Here is a 16533-nt window from a genome sequence, read left to right on the forward strand (position 1 = left end):
GCCCTTTTAAATATGCCCATGATTATATGTAAAATTTGTTAACGATATCGACTTGAATATTCGAGAATGCTGCGCAGCATTTGACGTGTACTCTGTGATTCGTTTGTGCGTTCTTTATATTCAAGAGGACGACTAGGAGTTGACTTATTTTCTTCTTTATATTGAGAATTTTTATTTTCTGACACGTTTTTTCACTTCCCTATCTCTATTTTATCCAGAGCAGCTCAAAGCTGCTCTTTTGGTTGTCATTCTTTTATTTGTTATGACGGCTTACTTTTGCTTTTTGAAGCTCATCTGTATGAATATCGTTTGATAAAATACTTTTATTCACATTATCGACAGCAGCTGCACTGCTGCTGACTCCTTGGTTTGTGCTTTTATTTTGTTTACTCATTCCATCCACCTCCATGTGTAACGTCTATATTTTATGGAGTTATAAAAAGAAAATAAGAGGTAGTATTAGGAAAATGACCTTCTTTTCTTTTTACTTGCATCCTCATATTGAATAAAAATAAAATCTCCATATTTAACAGACTGCACCAGAAATAAATGTTCATACTAAGAGTAGAAATTCTGCATATTCATTTTGAAAATATAGGAGGAAATAAGTGTGAGTACAAATAGAAACACACTATCCATTTTTGCTTTAGGTGGCATTAATGAAATAGGAAAAAATATGTATGCCGTTCAATATGATGATGACATCATTGTAATCGACTGCGGCTCTAAATTCCCTGACGAAAGTTTATTAGGAATTGATTTGATTATACCTGATATTACATACTTGCAAGAGAATCGAGAAAAAGTTCGCGCACTGGTTGTGACTCATGGTCATGAAGACCATATTGGAGGTATTCCTTATCTTTTAAAACAGTTAAATCTCCCTATTTATGCAACAAGCCTTACCCTTGGATTAATTGATATTAAACTTCAAGAGCATCAATTATCTGCTGAGACGGAGCTTATTGAAATCAACGAAGAGTCCGAAATTATATTAGGCAATATTCCGCTTTCCTTTTTTAAAACGAATCACAGCATTCCAGATTGTCTCGGCATTGTCTTTCATACCCCTGAAGGAGCTGTTGTGCATACGGGAGATTTTAAGTTTGATTTAACTCCTGTTAACGACCAATATCCAGATCTTCATAAAATGGCGAAAATCGGCAGTGAAGGCGTATTGGCTTTAATATCCGAAAGTACAAATGCTGAACGCCCTGGATTTACGCCTTCAGAAAAGCTAGTTGGCAAACATGTAGAAGAAGCTTTTCGTAAAGCAAAGCGAAAAGTGATTATTTCTACTTTCGCCTCCAATGTTAACCGCGTACAGCAAATTGTAGACGCAGGGATTAAAACGAACAGAAAACTTGCGCTGCTAGGAAGAAGCATGGTTAACGTTGTATCAGTTGCGTTAGAGAAAGGGTATTTAACCATTCCTGAAGGGATGCTGATTGAGCCTCATGAAGTACATTCACTTGCCCCTGAACAAGTGGCTATCCTTTGCACTGGAAGCCAAGGCGAGCCGATGGCCGCTTTATCTAGATTAGCCAGCGGAAATCACCGACAAGTAGAGATTCTTCCTGAAGACACGGTCATTTTATCAGCCGGGCCTATTCCTGGCAATGAACGTAACATCTCTCGTATTGTCGACAGTCTTTTCACACTCGGGGCTCACGTGATTTATGGTTCAGGAAGCGCAACGGGTATGCACGTATCAGGACACGGCTATCAAGAAGAACTAAAATTAATGGCTACATTGATGAAGCCGAAGTATTTTATCCCGATTCACGGTGAGTTTCGAATGCTTCATCACCACAGTTTATTAGCAGAATCCGTCGGGGTGGAAAAAGAGAACATTTTTATTATAAATAACGGTGATATTGTTGACATCAAGGGCGGAACAGCTTTTCAAACAAGAAAAATTCCTGCAGGCAATGTATATGTAGACGGTTTTGGCATTGGGGATGTTGGAAACGCGATTTTACGTGACCGTAAACAACTTTCAGAAGATGGCATGCTGGTTATTGTGATTACTTTAAATAAAACGGAAGGAAAAATTGTGTCTGGTCCAGATACAATTTCGCGAGGTTTTGTTTATACAAGAGACTCAGAGCAGCTATTAAAAGACGTTAATCGACAAGTGACTAAAATCGTAAACCAATTACAAAAAGCGCACGTTCACCAATGGAACATTATGAAAAAAGAAATTAAGACCACCCTTGGACAGTTCTTATATAATCAAACGAAAAGAAGACCTATGATTCTTCCCATCATTATTGAAGTTTAATTCCTCCAGCAAAAACTGCCTTAGTCCCCACTAAGGCAGTTTTTTCCTTATAAATCCGAAGCTTAACCTAAAGTTAGAAGTTGCCTTCTGTAGTTTATGAATAGGCCCTGCTTTTATATGTATGGTTAAAAGTGTTAGGTGTATTTCTTCTTTTTTACCCCATTCTATAAGAGAGATATTTCACCGCAAATATCTTGTGAAAGTATCCTATCCTTGAGGTGATTATGATGAATGATAAAAATCATGTAGATCAGCATTCAGAACTATTCCGCCACAACTGGACGAGACCGAAGCGTTCAAAGTCCCAAGTAAATGGACATACAGAGATGTCTCAAACGAACATCATCCTGCGAAGTAATGCAAAAGCTCATCGTTGGTAAGGATACGCTTCAACAAAAAAAAGACGCGAACGCGTCTTTTTTTGTTATTGACCGTCTGCCCCGCTTTGAGTTATCTTGCGAATATGGCCATCTTCATAATTATTTTCTCGTAGCGCTTTTGCTTTGTCATCTACTACTTGTTTTTGATCTACTTGTGAAGAAGGAGTCTGCTTGTTTTTTGGCATATTTAAAACCACCTTTTATCTTTGTAATAGTATAACGTGCATAGTGTCCCTCATAAAGATTAAATATATGTTAGCTAGCCGCTTCTTCTTCTTTCCACTTATGGCGCAGTTTCAAAATAACAAGACTTATAACAATTAAAAAGCCTAAACTTGCAAAAAAGCCCGGTCTGCTTGCTGATTCTAACAGCGTGCCGCTTACTGCTAGTAAGATTAACAAGATACCAATAGCTTGTTTTATTTTATCCCACACGGTTTGTTCCATTAAACGATGAAAAGAAATTAAAATAAAGAACCAGTTATAAATCAGCATCAGTCCCGCTGCTGTTGTAATGTACTCATAAATTTCCCCGGGCAATAGCAAGGACAAAACAATAGAAATAACTAATCCCGCTGTTGTTAAAAGCAAAGCCGGGAAAGGAAATTGCCGCTTTTTCTTTTTTTGTTTTGAAAATAATGCCGGAGCATCCCCATCTTCTGAAAGAGTGACAATCATTGTCGTTACGGAAAAAAAAGACGCTGACATCGTTGAAAAACCAGCGATAATCATTGCTCCATTAAAAACATGAGGGAAAAATGGAAGATGATATGTTTCTAAAGCTGTTATAAATGGACTTTGATTTCCATGAAAATCATGAAATGGCACAATTAAAATAGCTAAGCTCAATGAAGCGATATAAATAATTCCAAGGAGAATAAGCATACTTCTTCCCGCTTTCGGTGCGTCTTCTTTTTTTTCTAAACGAACCGTCATAATCCCCATAACTTCGATGCCTCCAAAAGCATAAAATGCATAAAGCAAAGCACCCCATAAACCCAAAAAACCGCGGGGAAATAATTCGTTTATCGTTCGAGGCACTCCTTGTTTGGCGCCTTCGTCAAGAAATCCAAATAAAGCTAGACTAGCTAATACAATGAACATTAAAATAGCAGCCACTTTTGTGACAGCAAATACATTTTCCATTCGTTCAAAGCCTTTTGTTCCGATTAATACAACAGCAATGCCTAAAACAGCATAAATAGAGGCAAAGACCCACAGTGGAATACCGTCAAACCAAAAACGTGTAAAAAGAGATAAAGCCGTGAGCTGACTCCCCATGATCAGCATCTCTGAACTCCAGTACACCCATCCGCTGCTAAATCCTGCCCATCTTCCATAAGCCTTTTTAGCATAGGAGCGAAACGAACCTTTTTGAGGATCTTGAGCGCTCATTTTAGCAAGCGCATCAAACACAATAAATGTACACACTGCCGCTAATAAAAAGGCAATTAATACAGCGGGGCCAGCTGCTTTTATTGCAATACTTGATCCTAAAAAATAGCCTGTACCGATTATGCATCCTACTCCGATTAAAGACAGATGCCACCATTTTAATTTCCCTTCAACTTGACTTCCGCAGCCTATTTCCTTTTTCACTCTATCACTCCTCACACTTCGATGTAGTGTGTGATAGTTTGAAAAATTTATGCGTAAAAAGAAGCACCTTTTCTATTATTTCTCAACGTACTGAAAACACTTTAGATTCAGCACTTCTTTTAGCCTAATTGCTGTGCGGCTTGCCAGCCGAAATATAGGCCAAACCCTATTAAAGATAACCCCGATACAACGGACACGGCAGTTAAAAACGTCGCTGCTAAGTATCGTCGAAACGTGCTTGCTAAAGCTGCCATCGCAATATCCCAGGCCAGAATTCCCGTAAAAATAGCGCAGCTATATAAGATAAGCTGTTGGGTTTCATATGTATTAGCTGTTTTTGCTAAAACAGAGCCATAAATCCCAAGCCAAAAGAGAATTGTAAGCGGATTCGTTAATGACAGCAAAAAACCTGAGAAAAAACACTTTAATACAGAATCACCGTTTGTTTTTCTATGCTGTGTAATCCTCCCTGCACCCATTAGCCCCTCAACACCTGTATAAATTAATACAAAGCACCCAAACGAAAAAAGAAACGTTTTCATAAAATCGCTGCTTAAAAAATGAACGGACCCAAAATAAACTACAAGCATATAAAGAGCGTCAACCGATGTTGCTCCTATCCCTAAGAACCAAGCATGCAAAAAACCGCTTTTAATTCCTTTATCAAGCTGAGCTGCGTTGATTGGACCGATTGGCGCAGCTAATGATAGCCCTAATAATACATAGCTGAAAAAAGCCCCCACATACATCCACCCTCTATCACTTCTGAGATTTTATAAATTGAACTATGATAAATCTATGCAGCCTGCTTAGCTTGTACTACGTAATTTTTATTTTATTTCTAAATCCTTTTGTATAGCTACGAAAAACCAGCGCATGTTAACTGTAAATACTATACAGAAGGATGAGAAGCATGAATTCATACACTCATATTAAAGAAGCATTACAATTAGCTGAACAGGCTGTTTGTCAAGGGCAGATGAATTTGGACGCAGCCAATTTTCAAAAAGCTCAAATGCAGTTGAATATGGTTCAGCAGCAAATTAATGAACAAAAAGAAGCGGCGTCTGGTGATAAAGAATTAAAACGAATGGAAGAGCACTTAAAACATTTACGAGAAGCGCAGCAGGCTATTCAACAAAATTTTTAATAAGGGTAATAACAACCTTTTTTCACTTTTATACGAAAAACTGAAAAAGCTCTACGAACTCAGTGGGTTCGTAGAGCTTTTGATCTTCACCTGCAGTTTTTAGGAGCTGCGTAAAGAGTAACATTTTTTCTTTATTCTTATACATACTTTCCGTAATCAGGAAGAGCAATTTCATCGAATTTCTTCGTAAGCTTTAATAAATTAGTTGAAAGCCATTCGCCGGAAACCGGTTTTCCATGTCCTGTCACCGCTACAGACGGATGAAGTGACTGAAGCACTTCAACTGATTTTTTGGCAGATGCCCAGTCCGTAGTTAAATAACGAGGTGGACCGCTAATTTCCAATTCTTGCTCTAGTACATCCAGCAAATATTCTTGCTTAGTGGTAACAAAAGCATCTCCTGCGATAAGCGCAAGATCCTGCTTTCTAAAAAGAGAAATATGTCCTGGAGAATGGCCAGGGGTGTGAATCCATTCCCATTCCGGCATATGAGGTACAGAGCCGTCGGCTGGTAAAGCTTGCACATGAGAGCCTAAATCAATGGCTTCCGTTGGAAATAAAGGAGAAAGCTTTGCCACAAGCCCGCCTTCCACTGTACCATCCGGTGCAGGATAATTTTTTTCACCCGTCACATATGGAAGTTCAAGTGGATGTGCATATACCGGTATGTTCCACTTCTCCACTAGTTCAATAATAGATCCAATATGATCAAAATGTGCATGTGTAAGAATAATTGCTTTTGGTTTTTTTCCTTTTCCAAACCTTTCTTCTGCCTCTTTGATAATCATAGAAGCAGAATTAGGCATTCCTGCATCCACAAGTACAAAATTATTGTCTTTATCTGGATTTCCTATAAAACATATGTTAACAATCTGTGTAGTGTAGCTGTAGATATCCCGCGTCACTTCGACTCCTTTTCCACTGGCTATAGAGCTCATGGGAATAAAGCTTTCCGTTGATGAACTTCCGTGCATCTCTCTATTCAATTTATAATTCCCTCCTTTAACGTGTCACTTCATATGCGTGATACACGTTTATGCTATCCACCTTTGCTTTCGTTATTCTTTTTTTAACTAGCTCTCTTTTATGTATCCATAAAAAAAGAAAGGAGAAAAACTCCTTTCTTTTTTTACATGAATTATACTTTTGCCGGAACTTTAACGCCCATGATCGCTTTTGGCTCTAGATATTCTTCGATACCAAATGCTCCCCACTCGCGTCCAATACCAGATTGCTTAAATCCACCGAATGGTGCAGCTCTGTCTTGCTCCGCATCGTTGACGATGATTTGACCAGCTCTAATATTTTTAGCAACATAGTCAAGTGTTTCTTGGTCTTTTCCGACCGCGTAGCCTGCAAGTCCATAAATTGTATCATTTGCAATTTCAAGAGCTTGCTCTAGGTCATCATACGTAATAATAGTGGTTACAGGCCCAAAGATTTCTTCTTGTGCAATCACCATATCATTTGAAACATCAGTAAAGACTGTCGGTTTAACAAAGTATCCTGTTTCTAAGCCGTCTGGTTTGCCCGTTCCGCCAGTAAGAAGCTTTGCACCTTCGTCCATTCCTTTTTTAATATAATCCTGTACGCGATCCCACTGTTTTTCCGCTACGAGCGGTCCAGTTACGTTGTCTTTATTTAATGGATCACCAACTGGGAATGATGGCAGAACCTTCTTCACTGCTTCTTCGAATTTTTCTTTCATAGAGGCAGGAATGATAATGCGCGTTGCTGCCGTACATACTTGTCCTGTATTCATTGCAATGTGTGAAACTGCTATTTTAGCCGCTTCTTCTACATCCGCATCCTCTAATACAACTAGCGGTGATTTCCCGCCTAGCTCAAGCGCTACTTTTTTGATTGTTTTAGCCGCGTTTTGCATAATTTTCTCGCCGACAGCACCCGATCCTGTAAATGATACAAAATCAATATCAGGGTGAGAACTAATACCGTCACCGATTGTGCTTCCCGTTCCGTTTACAAGGTTAAAGGCACCTTTTGGTACGCCAGCTTCATCAATGATCTCTGCTAATATCATCGCTGCATACGGTGTGAGTTCTGATGGTTTTAATACCATTGGGCTTCCTGCTGCGATAGCTCCTGCAATTTTAGTAGACGTCTGATTTGTTGGGAAGTTCCATGGCGTAATAAGTCCGCTTACTCCAATAGACTCTTTCACGACCTTGTAGCTTCCATGATCTTTTTCAAATGTGTAATCTTCAAGTGCATTAGCTGCTTCTTTAAAGTGGCTAAGTCCCATTTCATAGTGAACTTCTTCTGAAATCTTTAAAGGAGCGCCAAGCTCTTCAGTCATAACTTCGATAAGTTCCTGTTTACGCTTTTCATATCCTTTTGCAATATTGCGAAGCATTTTGATTCGCTCTTCTTTTGTTGTTTTTGAAAATGTGGGAAGAGCTGCTTTAGCTGCTGCCACGGCTTTATCTAGATCTTCTTTTGTACCTAAGCTAATTTTACCAATTGATTTTTCAGTAGCAGGATTGATCACATCTGACGTTTCGTTTCCTGTTGATTCAACCCATTCTCCGTTAATAAAGTGTTTTAAGTTTGTACGCATTGATTTGATCTCTCCTTTTAGTTTGTTACTTTTAGTTTGTTAATTGTTGAACTATGTCATCTAGTTTTTATCTACCCGCCTGTCTGCTTCTCAAACGCCGCTTCTATTATTTTTTGTTTCTTTCACTGCCTTATCCCTTTTCCAATCGGCTTTTGGCAGCTGAATTTTTTTCCTCTGCAGCTTTTTAGTTTTTTATAACAAACAGAGATTGAGTCCTAACGAAATCAAGCCAATTTAAAGATGAACAAATGGGATAAGGTAGTGGATTATTTGTTATACCGCTGTTGATTTTCGTGCAAGCCTTCGCTTTCCAAGGGTGTCGATGAGCCCCCTCATCGCTTACGCTCCTGCATGGTCTCACTAAATGAAACCTACATCAAAAAAATCCGAACGAGTTTGATTCTTCATCAAGAATCAAACTCGTTCGGACCTTCCTTTAACTAAAACACTTTTGTTTTCCCCTCTTTTGTATTAACGTACTTCTTGTAAACGATGTACCACTCTGCTTTCAATTAACGGTTCTGTTTGCTGTCTGTATTGTTGATAGTGAGGTGTTTCAATGTGAGCCTCAATATCTTTTTTGCTTTCCCATTTCTCATAAAAAACAAATGTGCCTGCTTTTTCTGTATCCTGGTGGAGAGTGTATTGAATACATCCTTTTTCTCCTCTTGATGGTTCAATAACTTTTACTAACTCTGATCGAAGCTCTTCTTCTTTTCCTGGCTTGGCTTTCAAAATGGCGTTAATAATAATTTCTGACATCGTTTTTCCTCATTTCTTTAAAAAATATTTCCCATAAAAAGCTTCCCTCTTTTTGTATTTATTACACTGACCATCATATTTTTTGTATGATGATTGATTTCTCTAGTCCAAGACAGCAAAACATCCATGTTATCTACAGCAGTCTTTCTTGATGCTGTTGATAAAAAAGCCTGTAGGCTTATAGCCTACAGGCTTTTTTACATCTTATTTCAATAATTGTTTCACGACTGCTTTTGCTACACTGATTGTTGACTGAGGATTTTGACCTGTTATTAGGTTGCCATCTGCTTGTACATTATCTGTCCAGTTTAGAGCAGTTACTACATTTGCCCCAAGTTCACGCAGACGTGTTTCCAAAAGAAACGGCATGAAGCGGTCCAATGTTGTTTCACGTTCTTCATCATCTGTAAACGTAGCGACATCTTTTCCTTCGACCAACGGCTTTTCATCTGATAATGTAACACCTACTAAGCCTGCGGGTCCGTGGCATACAGCGGCTACTACTTTGTCTCCTTCGTATAGTTCACGAATTAAAGCATGGAGCGTTTGATTATCTGGCAGATCAAACATTGTGCCGTGACCGCCTGGTAAGAAAACAGCATCGAATTTAGCACTGTCTGTAATTGTATCAAGTTTTAGGGTATTCTCTAGATGCTTAGCTGTATTTAAGATTTCTTGAGAAGTCTCCCCTTCAAGGCTGCGAGCATCCACCGGCGCTTTTCCTCCTAGAGGACTTGCTACCGTAATCGTAAATCCAGCTTTTTCGAACTCTACGTACGCTTCACCAAATTCTGAAAGCCAAAGGCCTGTTGGATGATTTTCTTTCATTTTGTCAGCCGTTGTTACGACCATTAATATATGTTTAGACATAGTAACGTCCTCCTGTAAATAAAGATAGTATTTTCTGTTTCCGCCTTACACACTATATTGTAAAAGAGGAATTACTATAATACAAATTAGAAAATATCTGCTTATCCATAAATATTTTTATAGATAATGTGTCATTGTTAATAAAGCATCCCCGAAAGAAACAACCATATAACACCTAAACTTATTTTTTACACACTCAAAAAAACCGCCCTTTTGAGTAAGCGCGGTTTTTCCAGAAAAGCATAGAATCTGTCTTTTATTTTAAAGAACAGATTGAGCGTTCATTTGTTTCACTTTCTTTTCTCCCGTTCTTTTAAGACTTACCATAAAAATAAACGAAATACAGTACAGCCCCGCCAAGTACGTCATCGCTACTGTCATATCATAGCTTTGCAAAAGATAGCCGACAAGAATGGGTGACAACCCTCCCAACGCTCGCCCAAAGTTAAAAATAGTGTTCGTTGCAGTGCTGCGCACTTCTACTGAATAGTGGCTGCTGATCAATGCTCCGTATCCCGCGAACATTCCGTTTGAGAAAAATCCGACTACAGCTCCTCCTATAAGCAGCCCTGCACTTCCTTCGGCATACGAGTATAAAAATACCGCACAAGCTGAAGCGAGAAGAAAGATTCCAAAAGTACGTTTCGAACCAAAACGATCCATAAATTGACCAAATGTTAGCATGCCTATAATCATTCCAACGGCTGTACTGATTGTCCAAAGAGCTGAACTTGAAACAGAGAGGCCTTGTGATTGCTGAAGCATAGACGGAAGCCATATCATGAGTCCGTTATAGCCTGCAATTTGAACTGTAGCCATCACTGCCAGCGAAATAGTCGTCATCGCCGTCCTAGGCGTAGCGAATAATTGACGAAGCTTACCATTATTTTTAACAACCGCTGTTTTCTCTTTTTGAGCTTGTAGCCACTCAGGAGATTCGTTTAAATTTTTTCGTACGATAAAAGCAAAAATGACGGGGATAATTCCGACAAAAAACAGCGCTCTCCATCCGAAAATCGGCAGGATCAGAGAACTTAAAAGCGCCGCAAGGATCACTCCAAATTGTGCGCCAATACTAACATAGGATGAAGCTCGTCCTTGCTTATGTTTCGGCCACGCTTCTGCTACAAGAGCCATACCGATCCCGTACTCTCCTCCAGCCCCAATTCCGGCAATAAATCGCGAGGCATACACTTGTTCAACATTTGCTGCAAAACCTGTCAATGCCGTTCCGACTGCAAATAGAAGAACCGTGTAGGTAAAAACCCGCACTCTTCCAAATTTATCTGCTAAAATTCCGAAGATGACTCCACCTATCAGCATTCCTATATTCGTAATAGAAGAAATAAGTCCACCTGTTGCTAAATCAATGTGAAATTCAGCAATAATCATTGACATAGCAAACGAGATAAACATAATGTCCATCCCTTCTAACGTCAAACCTGCTACTGATGCTACAACTGTCTTGTTACGATAATTCATGTTGTTCCACCCTCCAGTGTATTCTTTCTGTATCAACGCTCTTTCTTTTTTGAAGGAATGGATAAATAACATATCTCCATTCTCTTTTGAAGCCTCTCTGGACTTCGTTTAAAAGAGGTAAGTAACACATAAAAGCCCTTTTGTCGCAGAGGGCAAAAGGGCACAGATAGGCATAGAAGCAGTAGATAAGTGATCCGTCCTTTTCGGCCTCTCTGGACCGTCTTAAAGGCAGTTATTATATTAATCATTATGTTAACACGCCGCACAGAACCTTTCAATAAGAAAAATATCTTCTTTAAAGCAGCTATGTACATCTCTCACTTTTTACATTCATACTATTTCGTTCATTATTTTTTAAATATGGTTAAAACCAAAGCCTAATGTATCATGTTCAAAACCTTTTTTAGGCGCACCTATCGTTCCATACACACAAACGCTAATCCATTCGTCGCTTAATCCTGAAAACTCAATTTTTCCTCGTACGATTGAAAATGTGAGTCCGACCGTCCGTAAAATATCACCCAGCTGCAGCGTTCCTCGACTAACTCCTTGAATGGCTTCAAGTATAGCATGATAAAGAGCGTGAACTTCCCGGTACGACTGGGCATTAATAATTTTATTTGTCTTGGCGCTCGTTTCAATTGCCGCCACGACTTTAGACAGCTCCATCGCTCCCACTTTTCCTACTGTGTAGCTGTATCCTCTCTCATTGATTTCCTTTTCAATACCTTCAGCTAGTTCCGTATTATGTAAAAGAACGAGTAAAGATGTTAATCTTCCCATTGAAAAATCATTAACTTGTTGAAATTTATTGCTCAACTGTCATTCCCTCCCTTCTATCCCCTTATTATTTTAACAGACGGTACCTAAAAGGGTGCTGATTATTCAACGAACGAGCGCTCACTTAAAGGGTTAGGAGATCTATGTGTACTGTCCACCACTGTTACGAAGTAGAACTTGCATAAACAAGTAACCTATCTTTCAGTAAGCGCTTACTTTACTTTTAAAGAAGAAATCATTTTTCTCTACTTACGTTAAGACAAGCTGTGATTCAACTTCTAACTTTCCCAGCATCTCTCTCGTCATTTTTTCTAGGTTGTATTCTGTTTTAAATCCCCACTCTTCTATTGCACAGCTGGAATCTATATGGTTAGGCCAGCTTTCAGCAATTGCTTGTCGAACAGGATCTACTTGGTAATTCAGAACAAATTCCGGAATCGTTTTTCTGATTTCAGTCGCCATTTGTTCTGGATCAAAACTCATGGCAGAAACGTTAAATGAATTTCGGTGCTTCAGCTTAGAACCGTCTGCTTCCATTAGTTGGATAACAGCGTTTAGTGCATCAGGCATATACATCATATCCATATATGTTCCTTTGTCGATATAAGACGTATAGCGCTTATGTTTAACGGCTTCATAATAAATTTCAACAGCGTAGTCCGTTGTCCCTCCACCTGGAGGCGTTACGTATGAAATTAAGCCTGGAAAACGCAGCCCTCGTGTATCTACTCCGAATTTATGGTGGTAGTAATCGCAAAGTAATTCACCCGCTACTTTATTAACACCATACATCGTGGTAGGACGTTGAATTGTATCCTGCGGCGTCCAGTCTTTTGGAGTCGTTGGACCAAATGCACCAATTGAACTTGGAGTGAAAAATTGACACTGAAGCTCACGTGCTGCTTCGAGCGCGTTTACTAATCCGCCCATATTTAGATTCCAAGCTAGAAGCGGTTTTTGCTCGGCTGTCGCTGATAACAGCGCAGCCAAGTGAATAATCGTATCAACTTTATGCTTTTTAGCGATCGTAAATAACGCAGTCTGATCCGTTACATCTAAAATCTCGAATGGACCTGAAGTCACGACATCGCTCGTCGTTTTGCGAATATCGGTGGCAATAATATTTTCTGAACCATATATCTCTCTCATTTTCGTCGTTAACTCAGAACCGATTTGCCCTAAAGAACCCGTTATTAATACTTTTTTCATGTCAATATCCTCCTCGTGTACTGCCTAGATTAAACGTTTAGATTAATTTCATTTCCTTGCCTACCTTTTTGTAGATACGAAGTGCTTCATCTAACATTTCTTTCGTATGAGCAGCCGTCGGCATATTGCGAACGCGTCCTGTCCCTCTTGGAACGGTTGGGAAAACAATTGATTTAGCGTATACCCCTTCTTCTATTAATCTCTCACTAAAAATCTGCGTTTGGTTTTCATCTCCTATGATGCACGGAGTGATAGGTGTTTCACTTTCTCCAATGTTAAAGCCTAGTTCTTTTAATCCTTGCTTTAAATACCGGCTGTTTTCCCACATTTGCTGCTGCAGTTCTGTACTTGTGCTTAGGATTTCAATTGCTTTCATACAGGCAGCAGCCGTGCCTGGTGTAATAGCAGTCGAAAACAAAAACGGACGGCTTCTTACTTTTAACCAGTCGATTAAGTCTTTTTTTCCGGCTACGTACCCACCTACAGCTCCAATCGCTTTTGACAACGTTCCAATCTGGAAGTCTACTTTTTCAGATAAACCAAAATGTTTGACTGTGCCCATGCCGTTCCCTAATACGCCCGACCCGTGAGCATCATCTACGTATGTGATTAAGTCAAATTCCTCTGCAATTTCTACAATTTCCGGAAGCTTAGCAATGTCTCCATCCATTGAGAATACACCATCGGTAATTACCATTATTTTATTATATAAACCGGATTTTTGTGCTTCGCCTGCTTTTGCACGAAGATCTTCCATATCTGAATGCTTAAAAGGAATAATTTTTGCTTTTGATAGCCGGCATCCGTCAATAATTGAAGCGTGATTCAGCTCATCTGATAAAATCGCATCATGTTTATCCATAACCGCGGAGATGGCTGCCATATTACAGTTAAAGCCAGACTGATAAGCTATAGCTGCTTCTGTATGCTTAAACTCGGCTAGCTTTTCCTCTAGCTTAATATGAATATCTAGAGTTCCATTAATCGTTCGGACAGCTCCAGCCCCCACTCCGTATTTTTCAGTGGCTTCGTTGCACGCATTAATAAGCCTCTCGTCTGTAGCAAGCCCCAAATAATTGTTGGATGATAAATTAATTAACTGCTTTCCCTCAATTTGAATCACAGGTCCATTTGGCCCCTCTACCGGATTAATGACATTGTATAATCCTTTATCTTTTAAATCTTCTAAATTATTATTCAAGAATTCTTTTAAACGTCTGCTTGTCATCTTCCATACCCCCTCATTGTTGTTCAACACGTCTTATAAACTTCTCTTTTCCCCATTAAAAGATTCATCTAAGCACTTACAGTATATGAGTTAAAAATCAAGTGTATTCCTGAGAAAGACAAATGTTTCTTTTGAAAGCGCTTAAAATTCAATACTTATAGAATTCATAATAATAAACAACTAGGTAAATGTCCATACTAAAAAAACAAAAAATAAAAAAATTTCTGCATTGATAAGAATCCTTCTTATTATGAATGAGTTTACGAGAACGTTATCAGACAATATCTTTTTTCTTTTCTTTCTTTGATAATTCTTTTAAAGAAGAGACTCATATATAACGAAATCAATCCAATCAACAGCTAAAAGCAGCTAGATGTGTAAAACCTACATTCACCATACCCATAAAAAAATCCGAACGAGTTTGGTTCTTAATCAAACTCGTTCGGATGGTCCTTCAACTAAAATACTTTTGTAACAGCCTCTTCCCTTACTTTTGCATAGATATGGTCTTTATTTTTTTATTTTCGTTTTTTACTAATAAGCATGAAACAGCAAAGCTTAGTAATGCAGCTAAAAACGTTCCACTGTAAATAATGTGAACACCCGATGCAAGAATTTCATGCAGCTTTGACAGTTCTTCTGCTGGTACTCCACCTGTCTCAAACGAAGCATTTAAATTTTCTTGCCCTAATTTCTTTGCTTGTGAAAGTGTCACTAAGTTAAAGATTGTACCAAACACCGCAGAACCTAGCGTTTGACTAAATGTATTTGTAAACGTATTAAGAGCCACCGCTACTCCTCTTTTGCTAGCCGGGACCGCTGATTGAATAACTAGCATAAAAATAGGCGTAATAATACCCATTCCTAACCCAAGGACCCCAACGGCTACATAAATTAAAAATACGGGTGAGTGGGTGGAAACTAAAAACAGCATAAAACATGCCGTACTTACAATTGCCGTTCCCAGCGTAAGGATGGAGTGCGTTTTAAGACGCCCTACTAAATTCCCTGAAAGCAGTGAACCAATCGTCCAGCATACTGGCATAGGCATTAACACAAAACCTGCAGCGGTTGCACTTTTCCCCAGCACTCCTTGACTCCAAATTGGAAGGTAGACCGTAATACTAATAACTACTGATCCCACAAGAAGTGTTAATAAGTTTATAACAGATACACTTCGAATGGAAAACAGTTCAAGCGGGATAAGAGGTTCGGGAGATTTCTTTTCTATATAAATAAAGCCAATGAATGTTAGAACAGCTAGAACAAATAACCCTATAATGGTCGGGTCTCCCCAGTTTTGATGCTGACTTCCGGTTAAAAGCGCGTATAAAAACGTAATTGTTCCCACTGAAAACGTCACCGCTCCAATATAATCGATATAGCGTTTTTCTTTTACCACTTCTTCTTTATAGTTTACTAAAAGAACAAAAAAAGCCATTAGTCCAAACGGTATATTTAAAAAGAAAATATAGCGCCAAGACAGCGTATCCACTAAGAATCCTCCAAGAAGAGGCCCGAGAACTCCCGCAACTCCCCAAACTGCGCTAATCCACCCTTGCGCTTTGGCTCTTTCTTTTGCTTCTTCATACAAGTCGCCAATAATAATCATTGTAAGCGGCATAACGACCCCGGCGCCCAGCCCTTGGATCGCTCTATAGACAATTAATTGCTGCATCGAAAAGCTAAGTCCGCATAGTATCGATCCGATTAAGAAAATAATGATTCCAACAAGCATAACTTTTTTGCGGCCGAATAGATCCGCTAACTTTCCGTATATAGGTGTAGATACAGCAGTTGTCAGCATATAAATGGCATACACCCAGCTAACTAGCTCAATGCCCGACAAATCACTTGTAATTCTTGGAACAGCCGTACTGACAATGGTTCCTTCCATTGCAGCTAAAACAGTGACAAGCAGCAGCGCTGTCATGATTCGTTTCCTCATCTTTCTCTCTCCTTGCAACTGCGGGCATACCATGGTTTTTCTTATAGAAGATAAAAGCGGTTTCAATATACGGATACCCTTTTAGCCTTTATATGTATGTGATGCCCCGCATATAGTTGCTGCCATATGCAGCCAAATAATTATTTTACTATAAATTTTTTCAAAGCGATAGATAATTTCAAAAATATGACTTTCCTCTCATTGATAGAAACATGCGTACATGATGTTTTATTTCCTTTTTAAATTGCAAAAAAGCATCCCGT

General features: G+C 39.0%; 17 protein-coding genes. 3 read left to right on the plus strand and 14 right to left on the minus strand.

Annotation, left to right across the window (positions count from 1 at the left end; all coding sequences use genetic code 11):
• Nucleotides 1-38 precede the first annotated feature (38 nt).
• Together MMB69_RS16595 and MMB69_RS16600 are read right to left on the minus strand one after the other, a co-directional pair.
• Complete coding sequence (locus MMB69_RS16595; RefSeq protein ID WP_195780663.1) at nucleotides 39-185, minus strand: hypothetical protein; 147 nt, start codon at nucleotides 183-185, stop codon at nucleotides 39-41.
• 68 nt (nucleotides 186-253) lie between these two features.
• Complete coding sequence (locus MMB69_RS16600; protein ID WP_013056280.1) at nucleotides 254-394, minus strand: hypothetical protein; 141 nt, start codon at nucleotides 392-394, stop codon at nucleotides 254-256.
• A 216-nt stretch (nucleotides 395-610) separates the two neighbouring features.
• On the opposite strand from MMB69_RS16600, the gene MMB69_RS16605 reads away from it, so the two are divergent.
• Nucleotides 611-2284, plus strand: coding sequence for a ribonuclease J (locus MMB69_RS16605; protein WP_221786013.1), 1674 nt, complete (start codon nucleotides 611-613; stop codon nucleotides 2282-2284).
• 227 nt (nucleotides 2285-2511) lie between these two features.
• Nucleotides 2512-2664, plus strand: coding sequence for a YpzG family protein (locus MMB69_RS16610; RefSeq protein WP_014460817.1), 153 nt, complete (start codon nucleotides 2512-2514; stop codon nucleotides 2662-2664).
• Between the two features lie 44 nt (nucleotides 2665-2708).
• Here the strand turns inward: MMB69_RS16610 and MMB69_RS16615 are convergent, their stop codons facing one another.
• From MMB69_RS16615 to MMB69_RS16625, 3 genes are all read right to left on the minus strand, one after another.
• Nucleotides 2709-2849 (minus strand): hypothetical protein, encoded by a 141-nt coding sequence (locus MMB69_RS16615; RefSeq protein WP_013082476.1) that lies wholly within the window; start codon nucleotides 2847-2849, stop codon nucleotides 2709-2711.
• A 70-nt stretch (nucleotides 2850-2919) separates the two neighbouring features.
• Complete coding sequence (locus tag MMB69_RS16620) at nucleotides 2920-4263, minus strand: amino acid permease (RefSeq protein WP_221786014.1); 1344 nt, start codon at nucleotides 4261-4263, stop codon at nucleotides 2920-2922.
• Between the two features lie 119 nt (nucleotides 4264-4382).
• Nucleotides 4383-5006 (minus strand): LysE family transporter, encoded by a 624-nt coding sequence (locus MMB69_RS16625; protein WP_221786015.1) that lies wholly within the window; start codon nucleotides 5004-5006, stop codon nucleotides 4383-4385.
• A gap of 170 nt (nucleotides 5007-5176) precedes the next feature.
• Between MMB69_RS16625 and MMB69_RS16630 the strand changes: the two genes are divergently transcribed.
• Nucleotides 5177-5413: a hypothetical protein gene (locus MMB69_RS16630; protein WP_221786016.1), complete on the plus strand. Its 237-nt coding sequence runs from the start codon at nucleotides 5177-5179 to the stop codon at nucleotides 5411-5413.
• A 137-nt stretch (nucleotides 5414-5550) separates the two neighbouring features.
• Here MMB69_RS16630 and MMB69_RS16635 read toward each other — a convergent pair whose 3' ends face one another.
• From MMB69_RS16635 to MMB69_RS16675, 9 genes are all read right to left on the minus strand, one after another.
• The gene (locus MMB69_RS16635; protein WP_221786017.1) at nucleotides 5551-6399 is read right to left on the minus strand and encodes an MBL fold metallo-hydrolase; all 849 of its coding nucleotides are present in this window, start codon (nucleotides 6397-6399) and stop codon (nucleotides 5551-5553) included.
• A gap of 152 nt (nucleotides 6400-6551) precedes the next feature.
• Nucleotides 6552-7991: an aldehyde dehydrogenase family protein gene (locus tag MMB69_RS16640; RefSeq protein WP_050689120.1), complete on the minus strand. Its 1440-nt coding sequence runs from the start codon at nucleotides 7989-7991 to the stop codon at nucleotides 6552-6554.
• Nucleotides 7992-8462: 471 nt separating this feature from the next.
• Entirely contained in the window at nucleotides 8463-8753 is a 291-nt protein-coding gene (locus MMB69_RS16645; protein WP_013056270.1) for a putative quinol monooxygenase, read from the minus strand.
• 204 nt (nucleotides 8754-8957) lie between these two features.
• Complete coding sequence (locus tag MMB69_RS16650; protein ID WP_221786018.1) at nucleotides 8958-9623, minus strand: type 1 glutamine amidotransferase domain-containing protein; 666 nt, start codon at nucleotides 9621-9623, stop codon at nucleotides 8958-8960.
• A gap of 261 nt (nucleotides 9624-9884) precedes the next feature.
• Nucleotides 9885-11105, minus strand: a complete 1221-nt coding sequence (locus MMB69_RS16655) for an MFS transporter (RefSeq protein WP_013056268.1) — start codon at nucleotides 11103-11105, stop codon at nucleotides 9885-9887.
• A 354-nt stretch (nucleotides 11106-11459) separates the two neighbouring features.
• On the minus strand, nucleotides 11460-11924 hold the full coding sequence (gene hutP, locus MMB69_RS16660; RefSeq protein ID WP_098287235.1) for a hut operon transcriptional regulator HutP: 465 nt from the start codon (nucleotides 11922-11924) through the stop codon (nucleotides 11460-11462).
• Between the two features lie 210 nt (nucleotides 11925-12134).
• Nucleotides 12135-13094, minus strand: a complete 960-nt coding sequence (locus MMB69_RS16665; RefSeq protein WP_221786019.1) for an L-threonine 3-dehydrogenase — start codon at nucleotides 13092-13094, stop codon at nucleotides 12135-12137.
• 37 nt (nucleotides 13095-13131) lie between these two features.
• Complete coding sequence (locus MMB69_RS16670) at nucleotides 13132-14322, minus strand: glycine C-acetyltransferase (RefSeq protein ID WP_013056265.1); 1191 nt, start codon at nucleotides 14320-14322, stop codon at nucleotides 13132-13134.
• A gap of 487 nt (nucleotides 14323-14809) precedes the next feature.
• Nucleotides 14810-16270, minus strand: a complete 1461-nt coding sequence (locus tag MMB69_RS16675; protein ID WP_277448009.1) for an MDR family MFS transporter — start codon at nucleotides 16268-16270, stop codon at nucleotides 14810-14812.
• Nucleotides 16271-16533: the final 263 nt, after the last annotated feature.

Origin of the sequence: Priestia sp. P5, from assembly GCF_029522155.1 — a bacterium.
GTDB lineage: Bacteria > Bacillota > Bacilli > Bacillales > Bacillaceae_H > Priestia > Priestia megaterium_E.

What these genes read in the sequence shown, in the direction of transcription:
- MMB69_RS16600 (WP_013056280.1), bottom strand. Translation starts at nt 394, where the DNA reads ATGAGTAAACAAAATAAAAGCACAAACCAAGGAGTCAGCAGCAGTGCA.
- MMB69_RS16610 (WP_014460817.1), top strand. Translation starts at nt 2,512, where the DNA reads ATGAATGATAAAAATCATGTAGATCAGCATTCAGAACTATTCCGCCAC.
- MMB69_RS16615 (WP_013082476.1), bottom strand. Translation starts at nt 2,849, where the DNA reads ATGCCAAAAAACAAGCAGACTCCTTCTTCACAAGTAGATCAAAAACAA.
- MMB69_RS16630 (WP_221786016.1), top strand. Translation starts at nt 5,177, where the DNA reads ATGAATTCATACACTCATATTAAAGAAGCATTACAATTAGCTGAACAG.
- MMB69_RS16640 (WP_050689120.1), bottom strand. Translation starts at nt 7,991, where the DNA reads ATGCGTACAAACTTAAAACACTTTATTAACGGAGAATGGGTTGAATCA.
- MMB69_RS16645 (WP_013056270.1), bottom strand. Translation starts at nt 8,753, where the DNA reads ATGTCAGAAATTATTATTAACGCCATTTTGAAAGCCAAGCCAGGAAAA.
- MMB69_RS16650 (WP_221786018.1), bottom strand. Translation starts at nt 9,623, where the DNA reads ATGTCTAAACATATATTAATGGTCGTAACAACGGCTGACAAAATGAAA.
- MMB69_RS16655 (WP_013056268.1), bottom strand. Translation starts at nt 11,105, where the DNA reads ATGAATTATCGTAACAAGACAGTTGTAGCATCAGTAGCAGGTTTGACG.
- MMB69_RS16665 (WP_221786019.1), bottom strand. Translation starts at nt 13,094, where the DNA reads ATGAAAAAAGTATTAATAACGGGTTCTTTAGGGCAAATCGGTTCTGAG.
- MMB69_RS16670 (WP_013056265.1), bottom strand. Translation starts at nt 14,322, where the DNA reads ATGACAAGCAGACGTTTAAAAGAATTCTTGAATAATAATTTAGAAGAT.
- MMB69_RS16675 (WP_277448009.1), bottom strand. Translation starts at nt 16,270, where the DNA reads ATGAGGAAACGAATCATGACAGCGCTGCTGCTTGTCACTGTTTTAGCT.